Here is a 17,056-nt window from a genome sequence, read left to right on the forward strand (position 1 = left end):
CGCATAATGCGCCTCCTTCGTGGCAATTGGGCAGCAGGTGAAGGTGCGGAGCAAGGGCATGACGATGGCTTTCGACCGGCGCGGCATCCCTTCGGCCGCACACGAAACGACGTGGGCGGCGCGCGATGGGCATCCGATTCGCCGCATCGACTGGCCCATGCCGGCAAGCCACCCTGATGGTGTAAGGGGCTCGCTGCTGTTCCTTCCCGGACGCGCTGACTTTTATGAAAAATATCTGGAAACACTGGCTTACTGGGCCGATCAGGGTTGGCACGTAACCGCCGCCGACTGGCGCGGCCAGGCGGGCTCCGGCCGCTTCTCGCCGAACCCGATGGCCGGGCACGTGACCGACTTCTCGATCTGGATCGACGATCTCGCCGCGTTGTGGGGCGAATGGACTGCCACGGCCCCCGGACCCCACGTCCTGGTCGGACATTCGATGGGCGGTCATCTCGTGCTGCGCGCTTTGGCGGAACGGATGGTCGATCCGGCCGCGGTGGTGCTCAGCGCACCGATGCTCGGATTCGTCACCCCGATTCCCAGGTTCGTCCAGCACGCTGTCGCTCGCCTGATGTGCCACATTGGCGATCCATCGCGCCTGGCCTGGAAAACGAGCGAGAAGCCGGGTGAGAAGCTTGCGACGCGAGCCGCACTGCTTACGCACGATGTCGAGCGCTATGCCGACGAGCTCTGGTGGAAGCAGGCCCGTCCCGAACTTGCGATGGGTCCGGCAACCTGGGGCTGGGTCGAGCGTGCCGCGCAGTCGGTTGCAGTGCTGAATCAACCGGGGCTGTTGGAAGCCGTGACCGCACCTGTCCTGCTTCTGGCTGCCCGGCACGACAGGCTTGTGGCCTGCAAGGCGATTGAGCGGGCCTCGTCCCGGCTTCCGCATGCCGAACTGCATGTCTGGGGAACGGAAGCACGGCACGAACTGCTGCGCGAGGTCGATCCCGTGCGCGACCGTGTGCTCAAGATCATCGACGACTTCCTTGACCGGAGCGCGCCCCCGCCGCAGGGGTGATCGCAGGTATGGACGAAGTTTTCGACGTGGCGATCATCGGTGCTGGCATGGCCGGCGCCAGCCTGGCGGCGGAATGCGCGCCCCATGCGCGCGTCCTGCTGGTCGAGGCGGAGGATACGCCGGGCTACCATACCACAGGACGATCCGCAGCGTTCTGGGAAGAAGCCTACGGCGGCCCCGGCGTTCTACCTCTTACCGAGGCTTCGGGGCGCTTTTTGCGCGATGGAGGTTATCTCAGCCCGCGTGGGGCGCTCAACATCGGGCGAGAGGTCGACCGGGCAAAGGTCGAAGGTTTCGTCGATACGTTCGCGAAGCACGGCGTCACCGTGGAGTTGCTTGGCCGTGCGGCGCTCGCGGATCGCGTGCCCGGCCTGCGCCAAGACTGGACGTGTGCTGCGTGGGAGCCCGATTGCGCCGACATCGACGTTGCCGGCCTGCACCAGCACTATCTCGCCATGGCGAACCGGACCGGCACTGTCTTGCGAGTCCGTGCACGCGTGGAGCACCTGGAACGGGTCGCTGGCGACTGGCGCTTGCGGTGGCGCGATGGCGAGGCGCGAGCGAGCTTGGTGGTTAACGCTGCCGGCGCGTGGGCAGACGGCCTGGCCGAGCTTGCCGGCGCTCGTCCAATCGGTATCCGCCCGCTGCGGCGCACCGTCGTCCAGTTGCGGACGTCACCGGTCCCGCCGGCAGACCTGCCCTTGACCCTTGGGATCAACGAGGACTTCTACTTCAAGCCGCAGGGCGACCGCCTCTGGCTCTCTCCCCACGACGAAACGCCCGATATTGCGCGTGACGCCGCGCCGGAGGAGCTCGACGTTGCCGTCGCGATCGATCGCATGGAGCAGGTCGTCGACTGGAAGGTCGATGCGCTGGAGCGTCGCTGGGCTGGCTTGCGCAGCTTTGCGCCCGATCGCCTGCCCGTTTACGGTTTCGATTCACAAGCTGCGGGCTTCTTCTGGTTCGCTGGCCAGGGCGGGTTCGGTATCCAGACGGCACCGGCCGCGGCCCGCCTGGGTGCGCAGCTTTTGCTGGGGCTTGGGGCGGATGCGCTGACCGAACGCATCAACGCGAAGACCTACGATCCGGATCGTTTCCTTCGGTGAAAACCGCGCGACATGGTGCTAGTTTCGCTGCCTGACGCCGACACAGGAGGGTAGCCATGGCACATCGTTTCGAGATCAGGAAGAACAAGGCCGGTGAATTCGTGGCCTATTTCTGTCACAATGCCGAGACGATCTTCTGGACGGAGGGTTATGCGAGCAAGGCCAGCGCGAAGAATGCGATCGAATCCATTCTGAAGAACGGGCCGAGCGCAGAAGTGGTCGATACCACTGCCGCCTGATCCGCTGCGGCATCACTCCGACAGCTCGTTATAAGAATGTGACATCGGGTGGGCGCGGCTTCGGCGGCGCCCACCTGTTACGCTGCGATCGCGGCGTCGCTGGCCAGCTTGTCGACCCGTTCGTTTTCGGGGTGGCCATCGTGGCCTTTTACCCACACCCATTCGATCTGGTGCGGCCTCGCCGCTGCGACGAGCGCCCGCCACAGGTCCTCGTTCTTCACCGGCTTGTTGTCGGCGGTCTTCCAGCCTTTCTTCTGCCAGCCGAAAACCCACTTGGTTATCCCGTCGAGCACGTACTTGCTGTCGGTATGAAGGGTGACCTTGCAAGGCTGCTTCAGCGCCTCGAGCGCCTTGATCGCCCCCATCAGTTCCATCCGGTTGTTGGTCGTCTCGCGTTCGGAGCCGGCCATTTCCCGTTCGTGTTCGCCCATGCGCAACAGCGCGCCCCAGCCACCCTTGCCGGGATTGCCCTTGCACGCGCCGTCGGTGAAGATTTCGACATGCTTCATGCGGCGAACACTTCCGGTCCAAACACCTCGGGATGATCCCGATAGAATTCCAGACGGCGCGCGAAGGCCATTGGGTCCTTCTTGGTCACCAGCGCATCGGCTGGGGTGTTGAGCCAGTCATAGGCACGGCTCATGGCAAAACGCATTGCGGCGCCCTGCGCGAGCCGGGGCAGCGCCGCCAGCTCGGCCGCGGAAAGTGGACGACGGTCGCGGTAGCCTTCGAGCAGCGCTTGCGACAGGTCGGGCCGGAAGCTGGTGCCGCTTGCATCGAAGCACCACGCGGCGTGGGTCACGGCCACGTCATAGGCGGTCGTGTCGTTGCAGGCGAAGTAGAAGTCGATCAGGCCGGTGACCGTGCTGCCGAGCATCAGCACATTGTCGGGAAAAAGGTCGGCATGGATGACCGACGCCGGCAGCCCAGCCGGCCAGTCGTGTTCAAGCCGCGGCAGGTTTTCGGCAACTATGCGGGCAAGCTCGGGAGAGATCTCGGCAAGGCCATCGACGCCACAGGCGTCAGCGAGCCGCCGCCATTCGGCAACGCCCATGCCATTCGCGCGCACGCCCCGAAAGGAGGCCGCCGCCTCGTGCATCTGCGCCAGTGATTGACCCACGGCGCGCGCCTGCGCGGCAGTGGGTTCCGAAACCGAAACCCCCGGCAAATACTCGATCAGTGCGAGCGCTTTCAGTTCCCCCGCCGCGTTGGGGCGTTCGAGGTAAAGCCTTCCATCGCGCGAATGGATCGTGCGCGGCACTGGACAACCCTGCGCGGCAAGGTGGTCGAGCAGCGACAGGAAATAGGGTAATTCACCGATATCGATGCGGAATTCGTACATCGTAAGGATGAAGCGGGCGCCACGGCCATCCTGCCCCGTGGTTTCGATCAGCCAGTTGCTGTTCGACACGCCCTCGGCGATGCCCTTGGCCGAAACCAGAGTACCGACATCGAATTCGGCGATCAGCGCCGCCATGTCTTCGGCGCCGAGATGCGTATAGACTGCCACGGTGACGACTTCAGCCGACGAGCTGGCGCGGCAGCTTGAACACCATGTGCTCCTCTGCACTCACGATGGTTTCCTCGGACACCGAGCGCCAATCGCGCAGTCGTTCGACGACCTCTCGCACCAGCAACTCGGGCGCCGAAGCGCCTGCCGTCAGACCCAGCGTCTCGACACCATCCAGCCATTCGGGCTGGATTTCCGCGGCGCGCTGGATCAATCGCGACCGCGCCCCTTCGCGTTCTGCCACTTCGACCAGCCGCACGGAGTTGGAACTGTTGGGCGCTCCGATCACCAGCACCAGCTGACAGCGCGAGGCGATCGCCTTGACGGCTGCCTGGCGGTTTGACGTTGCATAGCAGATGTCTTCGGCGCGCGGGCCGACGATCTGCGGAAAGCGCGCCTTGAGCGCATCGACGATCGCGGCGGTGTCATCGACCGACAGCGTCGTCTGGGTCAGGAAGGCGAGGTGGGCGTCGTCCGCGAAGTTCAGATTTTCGACGTCGTCGACCGTCTCAACCAGCGTCATCGCGCCCTCAGGCACCTGGCCCATCGTACCGATCACTTCGGGATGCCCCTTGTGGCCGATAAACAGGATGTGCTTGCCTGCTTCTACCTTGCGCTCTGCCTGACGGTGCACCTTGCTCACCAGCGGGCAGGTTGCGTCGAGCCAGTCGAGCCCGCGCGCGGTCGCCTCTGCTGGCACGACCTTGGGTACGCCGTGGGCCGAAAATACCACCGGCACGCCGTCCGGTACCTGCTCCAGTTCCTCGACGAAGATCGCGCCCTTCGCCTTCAGGCTGTCCACGACGAACTTGTTGTGCACGATTTCGTGCCGGACATAGACCGGAGCGCCATACCGCTCGATGGCGCGCTCGACGATCTCGATGGCCCGATCGACCCCGGCGCAAAACCCTCGCGGGGCGGCGATCAGAAGCTGCAGGGGAGCCTTCGCGGCAGTCTCGTCTGGAAAGGTGGCGTTCATCGCCGCCCCCTTAGCAGCGGTAGCGCTTCGACGGTAGCCCGTCCGCCTCGCCTTGTCGCGAACCGGCCGCGTCCGGTTGCGCCATTGCCGAAGCGGGTCGGGCTGGCTAGAGGTGGCCCAAAGCCGATCGCCCGATTGACAGGAACTTGCCTCAATGATCTTCAGCACCCGCCGCCCCGCCACGTTCGGCGCCGTCCTTGGCGTCTCCCTTGGCGTCCTGGCGCTGGCTGGCTGTGCCAAGAACAAGGGCGAGCTGGTCGTCGACGACAGCATTGGCGTGACCGCGCTGCGCAGCCCGTGCCCGGTTGTCGCGATCCCGGAAATGACCGGTGACATCACGCTGTTCAATGCGCCCGGACGGACTGATTCGGGGGCGATCGATGTGGTGGCGTCGATCACCAACCTTCGCAGCACGTGCGACGATGCGACCAATGGCGCGAAGCTGACGTCGAACGCCACCTTCGACGTCGTCGCTCGCCGGACCGACACGCGCGGTGCGCGCCATGTCGACATCCCCTATTTCAGCGTGGTGATGCGCGGTGGTACGCAGGTTCTGGCCAAGCGCGTTGGGACGATCGGTATCGACTTTGCCGACGGTCAGGAGCGTGCGAGCGCTCGCGGCAGTGCCAGCTCGTCTGTGGACCGTGCCGAGGCAACCCTTCCGCGCGAAGTGCGCGATCGCCTCAACAAGAAGCGCAAGCCCGGAGACGCTGACGCGGCGACCGACCCTCTCGCTCAGCCCGATGTTAAGGCGGCGCTTGCCAAGGCGAGCTTCGAACTGCTCGTCGGTTTCCAGCTGACCAACGATCAACTCGCCTACAACGCTACCCGCTAACCCAGCCGGTAGCGCTTTCGTGCAAGGTCCGCTAACGGGCCTGCCATGATTGATCAGACGACGCCCGACCAGACCCAGCCCGTGTTCGCCCAGGTCGCGAACGTGATCGATGCCGCGCTGGATGCGCTGACCGCCGCTGGTATGCTTCGAGCGGGCCTTCCGCGCGGCGCAGTGACGTGCGAACCGCCGCGCGATGCGAGCCATGGCGACATGGCGACGAACGCGGCGATGGTGCTCGCCAAGCCTGCCGGCACCAATCCGCGCGCGCTTGCCGCTGCGCTGGTGGAGGAACTGGTTAAGGATCCGCGCATCGCTTCGGCAGAGATCGCGGGCCCCGGGTTCATCAACGTGCGTCTGGCCGTCGATGCCTGGCTTGCCGAGCTTGCGCTGATTGCGCGGGCCAAGGGCGATTATGGTCGTTCGGCGGTCGGCGGCGGTACGACGGTGAACGTCGAATACGTTTCAGCCAATCCCACCGGGCCGATGCACATGGGCCACTGTCGTGGCGCGGTGGTCGGCGATGCTTTGGCGGCCTTGCTTGAATTTGCCGGTCACAAGGTCATCAAGGAATACTACGTCAACGACGCCGGCGCGCAGGTCGACGTGCTCGCCCGCTCGGCCCACGTCCGCTATCGCGAGGCGCTGGGCGAAGACGTTGGCGCTATCCCTGAAGGGCTTTACCCTGGCGACTATCTCGTTCCCGTGGGCCAGGCGCTCGCGGCCGAGTTCGGCGATCGCTATGCCACTGCGCCCGAGAGCGAATGGCTGCTGCTGTTCCGCGCGAAGGCGGTTTCCGCGATGCTCGACATGATCCGTGCGGACCTCGCGCTGCTCGGCATCCACCATGACCTGTTCAGTTCCGAGGCCGAACTGCAGGCTTCGGGCAAGGTCGATGCCGCCGAAGCGTGGCTGCGCGCGCACGATCTGGTCTATGATGGCATTCTCGAAGCACCCAAGGGCAAGACGCCCGAAGACTGGGAGCCTGTCGAACTGCCGCTGTTCCGCTCGACGAAGTTTGGTGACGACCAGGATCGTCCGATCAAGAAGTCGAACGGCGCCTGGACCTACTTCGGCGCCGACCTCGCCTACCACTTTCAGAAGGCGCAGAACGCCGATGCTCTGGTCGATATCTGGGGCGCCGACCATGCAGGTACGGTCAAGCGGATCAAGGCTGCGGTAGCGGCTCTCACCAGCGCCGAAGGTCAGCAGCCGAAGCCGTTCGAGATCAAGCTCGTGCAGATGGTCGCCCTGCTCAAGGGTGGGCAGCCGTTCAAGATGTCGAAGCGTGCCGGCAACTTCGTCACGCTTGCCGACGTGGTCGAGATGGTGGGCAAGGACGTGGTGCGTTTCACCATGCTGACCCGCAAGCCCGACGCGCAGATGGACTTCGATTTCGACAAGGTGGTCGAAGCTTCGAAGGACAACCCCGTCTTCTACGTGCAGTATTGCCACGCCCGCATCTGCTCTACGCTGCGCAAGGCATCGGCCGAAGGGTTTGCACCAGCCGGCGAAAACCTTGCACTGCTGGGCGAAGAAGAGCTCGGGCTGATCAAGCTGGCCGCACAATTCCCGCGCGTCGTCGAAGGTGCGGCGGCCGCGCGCGAACCGCATCGCGTGGCCTTTTTCCTCCACGATCTTGCCGCCGCGTTCCACGCCTACTGGAACGTGGGCAATGATCGCCCCGAAAAGCGGTTCATCGTGGCACAGGATGCCGCGCTGACCGCAGCCCGGCTTTTCCTTGCCAACCAAATCGGGCAGGTTGTGCGTAACGGGCTCGCCCTGCTCGGGGTAGCGGCGGCCGAGGAATTGTGAGGCAGGCATGAGTGGGGGCGAGGGCGTCACGTCCGGTTGGGACGATCACGACAAGAGCGAAGCGGAACGGACGGCTGCAGAGCGCCTCGCACTGGGCGACGAACAGCGCCTGCCGTGGCTCGAAAGCGCTGACGACGTCGATCTCGACGATCCGGTCGACAGCGGCAACGGTCGCCTTTTCGCCTTTGCAGGTTTTGCGCTGGTCCTGCTCGCTGCGCTGGTCGGCGGAATCTACTGGCTGTCTCACCGCGCAAGCACGAGCAGCGCGCCTGCCGATGGCAGCCTGATCGAGGCAAGCCGCGAGCCCTACAAGGTTGCGCCCAAGGATCCGGGTGGCAAGACTTTCCAGGGCACGGGCGATTCCAGCTTTACCGTCAGCGAAGGGGGCAAGCCTCCCGCCGTGATCGCGGGCAGCGCGAGCACTCCTCCGCCTGCGCCCAAGCCCAGCGCCACCGCGTCGGCCGCGGCGACTGCCGCACCGGCGCCGGCAGGGACGGGCGTGGGCGTCCAGATCGGTGCGTTTTCGAACAACGCTGCGGCAGAGGCTGCATGGAGCAAGCTTTCGAGCGTGCATGAGCAGCTCAAGGGCCTGTCGCATCGCGTCGTCGAAGGGCGCGCGGACATCGGCACGGTCTATCGCCTGCAAGCCGTCTCGGCTGACGTTGCCAGCGCCAACGCCCTGTGCAATGCGCTGCAGTCAGGTGGCCTGAAGTGCCAGGTCAAGCGCTGACTGGACGGCGCGCGACTTCCAGCAGGATTGCGAAATGAGCGAGCCGTTGAATGTATCGATGATCGGCCTGGGCGTGATGGGTGGAGCGATGGCGCGTCACCTTGGCAAGGCCGGGCACCGACTGACCATCTTCAATCGCTCGCCGGCGCGGATCGAGGCTTGGCAAGCGGCAAATCCCGGCCTTGCCGCCAGCGTCGCGGCGACGCCTGCAGAAGCGGCAGAAGGCGCCGATGCGGTTATCACCTGCGTGGGCAACGACGACGATCTTGCCGATGTAGTCCTGAGCCCCACCGGGGTTTTCGCCGGCGCCCGTCGCGGTGCGCTGTTCATCGACCATACGACAGTATCGGCGCGCATCGCCCGCCAGATCGCGGTGGAAGGGCGTGACAAGGAACTTCTTTGCGTCGATGCCCCGGTCACCGGCGGCCAGTCGGGCGCGGAGGCCGGAACGCTCGCCATCATGTGTGGCGGCAGTGAAAAGGCGATCGAGGCGGCGCGTCCCGTTCTTTCCGCCTATGCCAAGCGCGTGGTCCACGTCGGCAAGTCCGGGGCGGGGCAGACCGCCAAGATGGCCAACCAGATGTGCATCGCCGGCGCTCTCGCGGGCCTGTCCGAGGCGATCCGCTTTGCCCAGGCAGCCCGGCTCGATCTCGACAAGGTGTTCGAGGCCATCTCCGGCGGGGCTGCCCAATCCTGGCAGATGGACAACCGCTTCCACACGATGGCCAAGGGCGAATTCGATTTCGGCTTCGCCATCGACTGGATGCGCAAGGACTTGGGCCTTGCCATCGAGGAAGCGCGCAACCTGGGCGCCAGCGTGCCGACCACCGCGCTGATCGACCAGTTCTACGCCGATGTTCAGGCGATGGGCGGCGGCCGGGAAGATACCAGTGCGCTCATTCGCCGGCTGCCGAAAAAAGGCTCGGCCTGATCATCGCCATCGGTTAGCGTCGCAGGCCTCACTCATGAAGGCTTGTCAATGACTTCAAGGTTCCTGCTCACCACGCTTCTTGCCGGCGCATTCGCAACGCCGGCGCATGCCGATGTCCTTGTCGACAATTTCAAGGGATACACTGTCGGCGCAGACGGCACCGTCGCGCAGGTCGGCGCGATGGTTCTCGACGATGCGGGCACGATCAAGGCGGTTTACGCGCCCGGCCAGAAGCCTTCGAAGAAGGGCGTGCGCTTTCACATCGACGGCAAGGGACGCATCCTGCTGCCCGGCCTGATCGATGCGCACCTGCACGTGCTCAGCACCGGCTTTGCCGCACTCACGCTCGATTTGTCGGAGACCACGTCGCTGGCCGATGCGCTGAACAAGATCAGCGCGTTCGCTGCCGAACATCCCGATCGCGCGTGGATCATCGGGCGCGGTTGGAACCAGGAAAAGTGGAAGCTCGGGCGTTTTCCCACGGCGGCCGAACTCGACATGATCGTGCCGGATCGTCCGGTCTGGCTCGAACGCGTGGATGGCCATGCGGGCTGGGCCAATACCGCCGCGTTGAAGGCGGCCGGGGTGACCTCTTCCAGCCAGGCGCCTGCCGGGGGCAGCATCGACAAGGATGCCAGCGGCAAACCGGCGGGCGTGCTGGTTGATGCGGCGCAGGACCTCGTTGCCAAGGCTGTTCCGCCCCCCAGCGCGCGCGACCGCGATCTCGCCCTCGCCACAGCGCAGCGCATCTTCATCCGCTACGGGCTCACCGCCGTCGCCGACATGGGCTCGACCATCGAAGACTGGCAGACCTTCCGCCGCGCGGGCGATGCCAACAAGCTGTACGTCCGCATCATGTCCTATGCGATGGGCGTCGATGCGATGAAGCTGATCGGCGGCCCGGGGCCGTCGCCCTGGCTCTACGCGGATCGCTTGCGCCTGAACGGGGTCAAGCTGTACATGGACGGGGCGCTCGGCTCGCGCGGGGCGTGGCTCAAGGCGCCTTATGCCGACAAGCCTGATACCCGCGGATTGCCGCAGCTTAACCAGACCCAGCTCGGCAACCTGATGAGCCGCGCCGCGATGGACAACTTCCAGGTCGCCGTTCACGCCATCGGCGATGCCGGCAATGGCACGCTGCTCGGCGCCATCGATGACCTGTCGCAGACCTACAAGGGCGATCGCCGCTGGCGCATCGAACATGCCCAGGTCATCGATCCGGCCGACTGGCCGAGGATGGGGCGCATTGCCGCAAACGGCGGGATCGTGGCGTCGATGCAGCCGGTTCACCAGACGTCGGATCGCGTCATGGCCGAAGCGCGTCTCGGGCCGGACCGACTCAGGGGCGCCTATGCGTGGAAGTCGTTGAAGGGCACCGGCGCCACGCTCGCGTTCGGATCGGACGCTCCGGTTGAAAAGCCGGACCCGTGGGCCGGCCTAGCCGCGGCCATCAGCCGCGAAGACGAAAACGGCCTTCCGCCCGGCGGCTGGCAGCCGCAGGAGAAGGTCGATCGCGCGACGGCGCTGGCGGGATATACCAGCCAGGCGGCCTACGCGGGCTTTGCCGAAAGCCGCTTCGGTAGGCTGGCGCCCGGGTTGCGTGCGGATTTCATTTTCGTCGACACCGATCCCATGTCGGCGTCACCGGCAGAAATCCGCAAGACCAAGGTGCTGGAAACCTGGGTCGGCGGGGGCAAGGTCTGGGATGCGGCCGACCCGGATGCAAAAGGCATTACGTCGTCGGAAACCAAACCTTCGAAGGGCCGTTGAGGGCCCCGACGCGGAAGGCGGAAGGGGCACTGCGGTTCCCGGAAGCTGCGTTGCGACAGGGACTCCCAGGCGTACACCTTTTACCTTGTCGCGTCCGGCACGGCACCGGGCGGGGATCGATCCCCCTCCCAAGTCCCGCTTGGGGCCGAGCCGGATCAAATGCCAATGACCCCCGACATACGGGGCGGGAAGCGAAGGCTTTCCGCCCCAGTTTTCTGAGAGGGCTGGGGCGCTTCAGGGAAGCGTGGTCGGCAGGGTGCTCGCAGCAGCGTCTTCCGCCGCCTTCGCTTCGGCATCCTTCCTCTCGACGAAGCGCATGACCACCAAAGTGCCTTCGAACAGGACCAGCAAGGGCACCGCCAGCATCAGCTGGCTGACAACGTCCGGCGGCGTGATCACGGCTGCCAGCGCGGTGATGCCCACGATGACATAGCGCCGCGCGGCGACCAGCTGGGCCCGCGTGATAATTCCGGCGCGATTGAGCAGCATCAGCAGCACCGGCAGCAGGAAGCTGACCCCGAAGGCGAGGATGAACTGCATCACCAGATTGAGGTATTCCTCGATCCCCGGCAGCGCTTCCAGCTGCAGCCCGCCCTTGTCGCCCTGAAAGCCGACGAACCACTTGAACGCGGTCGGCATGACGATGAAGTAGGCAAGGCTGGCCCCCATCGTGAACAGCACCGGCGTCGCGATCAGGAACGGCAGGAACGCCTTCTTTTCGCGCGCGTAGAGCCCCGGCGCCACGAACGCCCACAGCTGGTTGGCCACCACCGGAAAGCTGAACAGGAAGCCGGCAAAAAGCGCGACCTTCAGGTTTACGAAGAACGCCGAATAAAGCTTTGTGTAAATCAGCTTGCCATGGCCATCGGGGAAGGCGGTGGACAGCGGATGGACCAGAATCGCCAGGATCTGATCGACGAAATAATAGCTTACCGCCGACGCGATCGCGAGTGCGTAGACGCACCGCAGCAGCCGGGCGCGCAGTTCGATCAGGTGGTCGAGCAGCGGTGCCTGTGTTTCGTCTATGTCGCGAATGGGGATCATGGCGTTTCGGGCGCCTTGGCCGGCGCGTGCGCTGCCCCGTGCTCAGTGACCGGTGCGGCAAGCGCTTCGGTTGGTGCATGCGCCGCGATCGACGGGTCCACCGGCGCGTTCTGATCCTGCGCCGCCTCGATCGTCTGCCCCGCAGCAGGATCTCCCTGCGGATGCGCGGCCATGATCGCCGCGTTCTGCTCCTTCCACTTGCGCTCCATTTCCTCGAGCTCGGCTTCGCGGATCATCGTCTCGATGCCGGAGCGGAAGTGATTGGACACGCGGCGGATGCGACCGATCCAGCGGCCAGCCGTGCGAAGCGCCATCGGCAGGTCCTTCGGGCCGATCACGACGATCGCCACGATGACAACCAGCAGCAGCTCCGAAGGCGCTACGTCGAACATGGGTCAGGCCAGACGCCGCTGAAGGTCAGGCAGACGGGGTGTTGTTCTGGTGATCGGTCGGCACCGGTTGTGGCGCAGGCGGCGGCGCAACTTGAGAGAGCTGGGCCGGCGGCGGCGTCACCGGGCGGTCGGTCTCTTCGTTCATGCCCTGCTTGAAGCTTTTGATGCCCTTGCCGAAATCGCCCATCATTTCGGAAATCCGGCCACGGCCGAACAGGATCAGGACCACCAGCGCAAGGATGATCAGGTGCGGTAGGGAAAGGCCACCCATTACTATTCTCCTTCGCCCCCCAGATAGGACATCGGCGTCCGACTTGCTAGCAATGCTCAGGAAGATTCGTCTTCCTTTTCGGACTCCGGCCCCCTGTCGCCGTCCTCGCCCCCCGTCAATAGCGCATAGGCATCCTCGACGGGATCGAGCAGGCCCGCTGCGCGCAATTCGTCTATTCCGGGCAGGTCGCGCCGGCTGGACAGGCCAAAGTGCGCCAGAAAATCGGGCGTGGTCGCATAGATCGTCGGGCGGCCCGGCACCTCGCGCCTTCCGGCAACCCTGACCCAGCCCGCTTCCATCAATACGTCGAGCGTGCCCTTGGCCGTCTGAACGCCGCGGATTGCCTCGATTTCCGCGCGGCTGACAGGTTCGTGATAGGCAATGATCGCCAACGCCTCGGTTGCCGCGCGGGACAAGCGGCGGACTTCTTCCTTTTCGCGCCGGAGCAGGTGGGCAAGATCGCCGGCGGTCTGGAAGTGCCAGCGTCCGCCGCGCTCCACCAGTTCGACCCCGCGCCCGGTGTAGTGCCGCTGCAATTCCGCCAGTGCATTGCGCACCATGGCACCACCCAGGTGTCGGGAGATTTCCTCCGGACTCAAAGCGCGTTCGCTGGCAAACAGCGTTGCCTCGACCGCGCGGATCAGATCGTCGGGATCGCTCACGCAGCCGCCGCCGGTCTCAGCCGCAGCGGTCCGAACGTTTCGTCCTGCGCAATTTCGGCCTTTCCCTGCTTGGCGAGCTCGAGCGCGGCCACGAAGCTCGAGGCGAGCGCGGAACGGCGCAGGGCCGGATCGTCCCATCCGGGCTCGCCGCGCGGTGGCAGGAAACTGCGCAGGTCCTGCCAGTCGATCGTGGTGCCGAGCAACGCGGCAACCCGGGCCAGTGCGGATTCCAGCGTCATCACCGCCCGCTCTCTGACCATGTGCACGACCGGCGCGGTGCGGGCCTTCACGGTGCCGTAGGCCTGGATCACGGCGAACAAGTCGGCTTGCCAGCGGTTGCGGCGATCGACGCGCAGCCCCTCGGGCGCGCCGCGCAGGAACACGTCACGTCCCAGCCGGTCGCGGGCCATCAACCGAGCCCCCGCTTCGCGCATCGCGCCAAGCCGCTGCAGGCGCAGTTGCAGCCGCAGCGCCAGTTCCTCGGGGCTCGGCTGCATCTCGGGATCGCGCGGCAGCAGCAGCAGCGACTTGAGGTAGGCGAGCCAGGCCGCCATCACCAGATAGTCCGCGGCAAGCTCCAGCCGCAGCGCTTCGGCTTCGTCGATATAGGCAAGGTATTGGTCGACCAGATCGAGGATCGATATCGTCCTCAGGTCCACCTTCTGCCGCCGCGCCAGATCGAGCAGCAGGTCGAGCGGCCCCTCCCAGTTGTCGAGTTCGAGATGCAGTGCGTCGTCGTCGCGCGTGGCGGCATTTGCAGGCAGCCCATCCCACGCTTCGTCGCCGTCAAACAGCGTCGGCGGGGACGATGCATCTTCCATCAGGCAAGCGCGAGCAGCGCGTCGCGCTTGTCGGCCAGCGCCGCCTGGCGCGCCATGTCGGCCGGCGCATCGAACGCGGTGGTGGGAGCCAACGCCCGCTCGAGCCTTGCCGCAGTTGCATCGCTCATCGGCGTCAGCAAATTGGCGATACCGACCATGTCGTCCATCTTTGCCCAGCAGTTGAGCGCGATGTCGCAGCCCGCCGCCTGAGCCTTGGCAGCGCGTTCGGGCACCGTGCCGCCCAACGCCTGCATGTCGAGGTCGTCGGTGAGCAGCAGCCCGGCAAAGCCGATCGACTTGCGGATGATCTCCTCGATCACGAAGCGCGATTGCGTTGCCGGGTTCTCGGCGTCCCACGCCGTGAAGCGGATGTGCCCGGTCATGCCGATCGCTGCATCCTTCAGCGTGCGGAACGGCTGAAGATCACGTTCCAGCTCCTCGGCCGAAGCGGTGACGGTGGGCAGCTCCTTGTGGCTGTCGGCCATGGCGCGCCCGTGCCCGGGCATGTGCTTGACCACCCCCATCACTCCCGCGCGGGCCAGCCCGTCCAGGGCAGCGCGGCCCAACGCGGCGACGCGCAACGGCTCCGCACCCAGCGCACGGTCGCCGATGACATCGTGTGCGCCCGGCTCGCGCACGTCGAGCAGCGGCAGGCAATCGACGTTGATGCCCGCTTCAGCAAGATCGAGGCCGAGAGCCTGCGCATTGGCCCGCATCGCCTCGATGGCGCTCGCCGGTGCCGTGTCCCACAGCCGGTCGAAGCGTTCTCCGGGCGGGTAGGGTTGCCAGACCGGCGGCTTCATACGCGCGACGCGCCCGCCTTCCTGGTCGATGCAGATGAACGTGCGCTCGCGTCCATGCAGCGCACGCAAATCGTCGGTCAGCGCGCGCAACTGGGCACGGCTTTCGACGTTGCGGCCGAACAGGATGTAGCCCGCCGGATCGGCATCGCGGAAGAACGCGCGCTCGTCAGCGGTAAGGACCGGGCCCGAAAGGCCGAAGATCGCCGGTAACATGGTCAAGGAATCGGCCAATTTCCGCCGCTTTGCAAGTGCTGCCAAGTCAAAGGCTGGGGAAACGGGGTGCACAGGCGCGGCGTTGTTTCGCTTGCCCGCCTGCACGCGCTGCGGCAATCGGCGGGCCATGCTGCAGCGCAACCGGATTCGTCGGCTCATCGACCTTGCCGAACTTGGGGCCTTCTGGCTCGCCGCCTCGTTCGCGGTGGTCATGGCTGTCTTGCCCAAGCCGCCGCGCGTCCCGCTCGACCGGTACGGCGACAAGGTGGAGCACATCGTCGCCTTCGCGACATTGTCCTTCCTGGCGGTCCTCGCGTTTCGCCACACGCCGCGCTTCCGCATCATTGAGCGGCTTTCGTTCCTGGGGGCCTTGATCGAAGTGGTCCAGTCGATCCCCGCCTTGCACCGCGATTGCGACATTCGCGACTGGGTCGCAGATACCTTTGCGATTATCGTCGTCGTCGGGGTCATGAACCTCTTTCGGCCGGTGCGCCCGCTCAAGCAGGACTGAGCACGTCCGCGGCAATCCGCGGGTTTTCATCACGAACGCTTTCGACTAGGGCGGCGCCTATGGAAAACCTCGCTCTCCAGACCGCCCAGCAGCCCGGCGCCGATGCGCCCGTGCTGTCGCTTGCCGACGTGCGCGCGGCGGCGGAGCGAATTTCGGGGCAGGTCGTGCGCACGCCGACGCTCCATTCCAAGACGCTGAGTGCGATCACCGGCGCCGAAATCTGGCTCAAGTTCGAAAACCTGCAGTTCACCGCGGCTTACAAGGAACGCGGCGCGCTGAACGCGCTGCTTCAGCTTTCCGCCGAACAACGCGCCAAGGGCGTCATTGCCGCTTCGGCCGGCAATCATGCGCAAGGGCTCAGCTATCACGGCACCCGGCTTGGTGTGCCCGTCACCATCGTGATGCCGCGCACCACGCCAATGGTGAAGGTGATGCAGACCGAAGCTGTCGGTGGCAACGTCGTGCTCGAGGGCGAAACCTTCGATGAAGCCTATGCTCACGCCCGCACCCTCGAAGCCGAACTCGGGTTGACCTTCGTCCACCCGTTCGATGATCCCAGGGTGGCGGCAGGGCAAGGCACCGTCGCGCTCGAAATGCTCGAGGATGCGCCGGAGATCGAGACGCTGGTCGTGCCGATCGGGGGCGGCGGGCTCCTTTCCGGCATGGCGACCGCCGCGCGCGGTATCAAGCCTTCGATCGGGCTGGTCGGGGTGCAGGCCTCGCTGTTCCCGTCGATGTACGCCAAGCTCAAGCACCTCGATCTGCCCTGCGGCGGCGACACCCTGGCTGAAGGCATCGCTGTCAAGGAACCGGGCGTGTTCACCGCTGCCACGATCGGTCGGCTTGTCGACGACATCGTGCTGGTCGGTGAACCGGCGCTGGAAAGCGCCGTCGCGATGCTGCTGCAGATCGAAAAGACCGTGGTCGAAGGCGCCGGTGCCGCCGGGCTAGCCGCGCTGATGACTCACAAGAAGCGCTTCGCCGGTCGCAAGGTCGGGCTGGTGCTGTGCGGTGGCAACATCGACACTCGCCTCCTTGCCAACGTGCTGCTGCGCGATCTTGCCCGCTCCGGCCGCCTCGCACGGCTGCGGCTGACGCTGCAGGATCGGCCGGGTGCGCTGTTCAAGGTGGTCGAGGAATTCAACCGCCATCAGGTCAACATCCTGGAAGTCTGGCACAATCGCATCTTCACGTCGCTTCCGGCCAAGGGGCTTACGGCCGAGATCGAATGCGAAGCGCGCGATCGCGAACAGATTGACGGGCTGGTGGGCGCCCTGCGCGACAGCGGCTACGACGTCATCCAGGTCGAGCTCGCCTGACCGCGCTTTCCTTGCGCCTACTCGTGTCGAAGCGGCACGGAAAGGTCACGGGCGGGGCAAAACTGCACCGCAATTCGCGCATTCGTG

At 65.5% G+C, this 17,056-nt stretch carries 19 protein-coding genes; 10 read left to right on the top strand and 9 right to left on the bottom strand.

The genetic code is table 11. The annotated features are described in order from the left end of the window. Positions 1 to 58 precede the first annotated feature (58 nt). Genes HHL27_RS02050 through HHL27_RS02060 form a run of 3 tightly spaced genes read left to right on the top strand, consistent with a single transcriptional unit; the run spans position 59 to position 2,366 of the window. Positions 59 to 1,021, top strand: coding sequence for an alpha/beta fold hydrolase (locus tag HHL27_RS02050; RefSeq protein WP_169491695.1), 963 nt, complete (start codon positions 59 to 61; stop codon positions 1,019 to 1,021). Between the two features lie 8 nt (positions 1,022 to 1,029). Continuing rightward, entirely contained in the window at positions 1,030 to 2,127 is a 1,098-nt protein-coding gene (locus HHL27_RS02055; protein WP_169491696.1) for an NAD(P)/FAD-dependent oxidoreductase, read from the top strand. Between the two features lie 56 nt (positions 2,128 to 2,183). Continuing rightward, positions 2,184 to 2,366: a YegP family protein gene (locus HHL27_RS02060; RefSeq protein ID WP_169491697.1), complete on the top strand. Its 183-nt coding sequence runs from the start codon at positions 2,184 to 2,186 to the stop codon at positions 2,364 to 2,366. Positions 2,367 to 2,443: 77 nt separating this feature from the next. Here the strand turns inward: HHL27_RS02060 and rnhA are convergent, their stop codons facing one another. Genes rnhA through ispH form a run of 3 tightly spaced genes read right to left on the bottom strand, consistent with a single transcriptional unit; the run spans position 2,444 to position 4,855 of the window. Beyond that, positions 2,444 to 2,875, bottom strand: coding sequence for a ribonuclease HI (gene rnhA, locus HHL27_RS02065; protein ID WP_169491698.1), 432 nt, complete (start codon positions 2,873 to 2,875; stop codon positions 2,444 to 2,446). Then, positions 2,872 to 3,876: a homoserine kinase gene (gene thrB, locus HHL27_RS02070; protein WP_169491699.1), complete on the bottom strand. Its 1,005-nt coding sequence runs from the start codon at positions 3,874 to 3,876 to the stop codon at positions 2,872 to 2,874. The genes rnhA and thrB overlap by 4 nt, the downstream gene beginning before the upstream one ends. A 10-nt stretch (positions 3,877 to 3,886) precedes the next feature. After that, positions 3,887 to 4,855 carry a 4-hydroxy-3-methylbut-2-enyl diphosphate reductase gene (ispH, locus tag HHL27_RS02075; RefSeq protein WP_169491700.1) on the bottom strand — a complete coding sequence of 323 codons (969 nt, stop codon included), beginning with the start codon at positions 4,853 to 4,855 and terminating at the stop codon, positions 3,887 to 3,889. Between the two features lie 154 nt (positions 4,856 to 5,009). Between ispH and HHL27_RS02080 the strand changes: the two genes are divergently transcribed. From HHL27_RS02080 to HHL27_RS02100, 5 genes are read left to right on the top strand one after another with little or no spacing between them, the layout of a single operon-like run. Then, positions 5,010 to 5,690, top strand: coding sequence for a hypothetical protein (locus HHL27_RS02080; protein ID WP_169491701.1), 681 nt, complete (start codon positions 5,010 to 5,012; stop codon positions 5,688 to 5,690). Positions 5,691 to 5,735: 45 nt separating this feature from the next. After that, a complete protein-coding gene (gene argS, locus HHL27_RS02085) occupies positions 5,736 to 7,502 on the top strand; it encodes an arginine--tRNA ligase (RefSeq protein ID WP_169491702.1) in 1,767 nt (588 codons plus the stop codon). A 7-nt stretch (positions 7,503 to 7,509) separates the two neighbouring features. Further along, entirely contained in the window at positions 7,510 to 8,232 is a 723-nt protein-coding gene (locus HHL27_RS02090; protein WP_169491703.1) for an SPOR domain-containing protein, read from the top strand. 34 nt (positions 8,233 to 8,266) lie between these two features. Next, entirely contained in the window at positions 8,267 to 9,163 is an 897-nt protein-coding gene (locus HHL27_RS02095) for an NAD(P)-dependent oxidoreductase (protein WP_169491704.1), read from the top strand. A gap of 48 nt (positions 9,164 to 9,211) precedes the next feature. Further along, the gene (locus HHL27_RS02100; RefSeq protein WP_169491705.1) at positions 9,212 to 10,933 is read left to right on the top strand and encodes an amidohydrolase; all 1,722 of its coding nucleotides are present in this window, start codon (positions 9,212 to 9,214) and stop codon (positions 10,931 to 10,933) included. A gap of 234 nt (positions 10,934 to 11,167) precedes the next feature. Here HHL27_RS02100 and tatC read toward each other — a convergent pair whose 3' ends face one another. Genes tatC through nagZ form a run of 6 tightly spaced genes read right to left on the bottom strand, consistent with a single transcriptional unit; the run spans position 11,168 to position 15,139 of the window. After that, a complete protein-coding gene (tatC, locus tag HHL27_RS02105) occupies positions 11,168 to 11,977 on the bottom strand; it encodes a twin-arginine translocase subunit TatC (protein ID WP_169491706.1) in 810 nt (269 codons plus the stop codon). Further along, positions 11,974 to 12,369: a Sec-independent protein translocase protein TatB gene (gene tatB / locus HHL27_RS02110; protein ID WP_169491707.1), complete on the bottom strand. Its 396-nt coding sequence runs from the start codon at positions 12,367 to 12,369 to the stop codon at positions 11,974 to 11,976. The genes tatC and tatB overlap by 4 nt, the downstream gene beginning before the upstream one ends. 25 nt (positions 12,370 to 12,394) lie before the next feature. Further along, on the bottom strand, positions 12,395 to 12,640 hold the full coding sequence (locus HHL27_RS02115; protein ID WP_169491708.1) for a Sec-independent protein translocase subunit TatA: 246 nt from the start codon (positions 12,638 to 12,640) through the stop codon (positions 12,395 to 12,397). 56 nt (positions 12,641 to 12,696) lie between these two features. After that, positions 12,697 to 13,302: an SMC-Scp complex subunit ScpB gene (gene scpB, locus HHL27_RS02120; RefSeq protein WP_169491709.1), complete on the bottom strand. Its 606-nt coding sequence runs from the start codon at positions 13,300 to 13,302 to the stop codon at positions 12,697 to 12,699. Next, positions 13,299 to 14,123, bottom strand: coding sequence for a segregation and condensation protein A (locus HHL27_RS02125; protein WP_169491710.1), 825 nt, complete (start codon positions 14,121 to 14,123; stop codon positions 13,299 to 13,301). The genes scpB and HHL27_RS02125 overlap by 4 nt, the downstream gene beginning before the upstream one ends. Then, positions 14,123 to 15,139 carry a beta-N-acetylhexosaminidase gene (nagZ, locus tag HHL27_RS02130; protein WP_169492082.1) on the bottom strand — a complete coding sequence of 339 codons (1,017 nt, stop codon included), beginning with the start codon at positions 15,137 to 15,139 and terminating at the stop codon, positions 14,123 to 14,125. Before nagZ ends, HHL27_RS02125 begins: the two co-directional genes overlap by 1 nt. Before the next feature lie 127 nt (positions 15,140 to 15,266). Between nagZ and HHL27_RS02135 the strand changes: the two genes are divergently transcribed. Further along, entirely contained in the window at positions 15,267 to 15,650 is a 384-nt protein-coding gene (locus HHL27_RS02135; protein WP_169491711.1) for a VanZ family protein, read from the top strand. 59 nt (positions 15,651 to 15,709) lie between these two features. Continuing rightward, a complete protein-coding gene (locus HHL27_RS02140) occupies positions 15,710 to 16,969 on the top strand; it encodes a threonine ammonia-lyase (protein WP_169491712.1) in 1,260 nt (419 codons plus the stop codon). The last annotated feature ends 87 nt before the right edge of the window (positions 16,970 to 17,056 follow it).

Source organism: Novosphingobium olei, assembly GCF_012927405.1.
Lineage (GTDB): Bacteria > Pseudomonadota > Alphaproteobacteria > Sphingomonadales > Sphingomonadaceae > Novosphingobium > Novosphingobium olei.

Bases quoted from the DNA above. Each gene is read 5' to 3' on its own strand.
- HHL27_RS02050 (WP_169491695.1), top strand. From the start codon at position 59: ATGACGATGGCTTTCGACCGGCGCGGCATCCCTTCGGCCGCACACGAA.
- HHL27_RS02055 (WP_169491696.1), top strand. From the start codon at position 1,030: ATGGACGAAGTTTTCGACGTGGCGATCATCGGTGCTGGCATGGCCGGC.
- HHL27_RS02060 (WP_169491697.1), top strand. From the start codon at position 2,184: ATGGCACATCGTTTCGAGATCAGGAAGAACAAGGCCGGTGAATTCGTG.
- rnhA (WP_169491698.1), bottom strand. From the start codon at position 2,875: ATGAAGCATGTCGAAATCTTCACCGACGGCGCGTGCAAGGGCAATCCC.
- ispH (WP_169491700.1), bottom strand. From the start codon at position 4,855: ATGAACGCCACCTTTCCAGACGAGACTGCCGCGAAGGCTCCCCTGCAG.
- HHL27_RS02080 (WP_169491701.1), top strand. From the start codon at position 5,010: ATGATCTTCAGCACCCGCCGCCCCGCCACGTTCGGCGCCGTCCTTGGC.
- argS (WP_169491702.1), top strand. From the start codon at position 5,736: ATGATTGATCAGACGACGCCCGACCAGACCCAGCCCGTGTTCGCCCAG.
- HHL27_RS02090 (WP_169491703.1), top strand. From the start codon at position 7,510: ATGAGTGGGGGCGAGGGCGTCACGTCCGGTTGGGACGATCACGACAAG.
- HHL27_RS02095 (WP_169491704.1), top strand. From the start codon at position 8,267: ATGAGCGAGCCGTTGAATGTATCGATGATCGGCCTGGGCGTGATGGGT.
- HHL27_RS02100 (WP_169491705.1), top strand. From the start codon at position 9,212: ATGACTTCAAGGTTCCTGCTCACCACGCTTCTTGCCGGCGCATTCGCA.
- tatC (WP_169491706.1), bottom strand. From the start codon at position 11,977: ATGATCCCCATTCGCGACATAGACGAAACACAGGCACCGCTGCTCGAC.
- tatB (WP_169491707.1), bottom strand. From the start codon at position 12,369: ATGTTCGACGTAGCGCCTTCGGAGCTGCTGCTGGTTGTCATCGTGGCG.
- HHL27_RS02115 (WP_169491708.1), bottom strand. From the start codon at position 12,640: ATGGGTGGCCTTTCCCTACCGCACCTGATCATCCTTGCGCTGGTGGTC.
- HHL27_RS02125 (WP_169491710.1), bottom strand. From the start codon at position 14,123: ATGGAAGATGCATCGTCCCCGCCGACGCTGTTTGACGGCGACGAAGCG.
- nagZ (WP_169492082.1), bottom strand. From the start codon at position 15,139: ATGTTACCGGCGATCTTCGGCCTTTCGGGCCCGGTCCTTACCGCTGAC.
- HHL27_RS02135 (WP_169491711.1), top strand. From the start codon at position 15,267: ATGCTGCAGCGCAACCGGATTCGTCGGCTCATCGACCTTGCCGAACTT.
- HHL27_RS02140 (WP_169491712.1), top strand. From the start codon at position 15,710: ATGGAAAACCTCGCTCTCCAGACCGCCCAGCAGCCCGGCGCCGATGCG.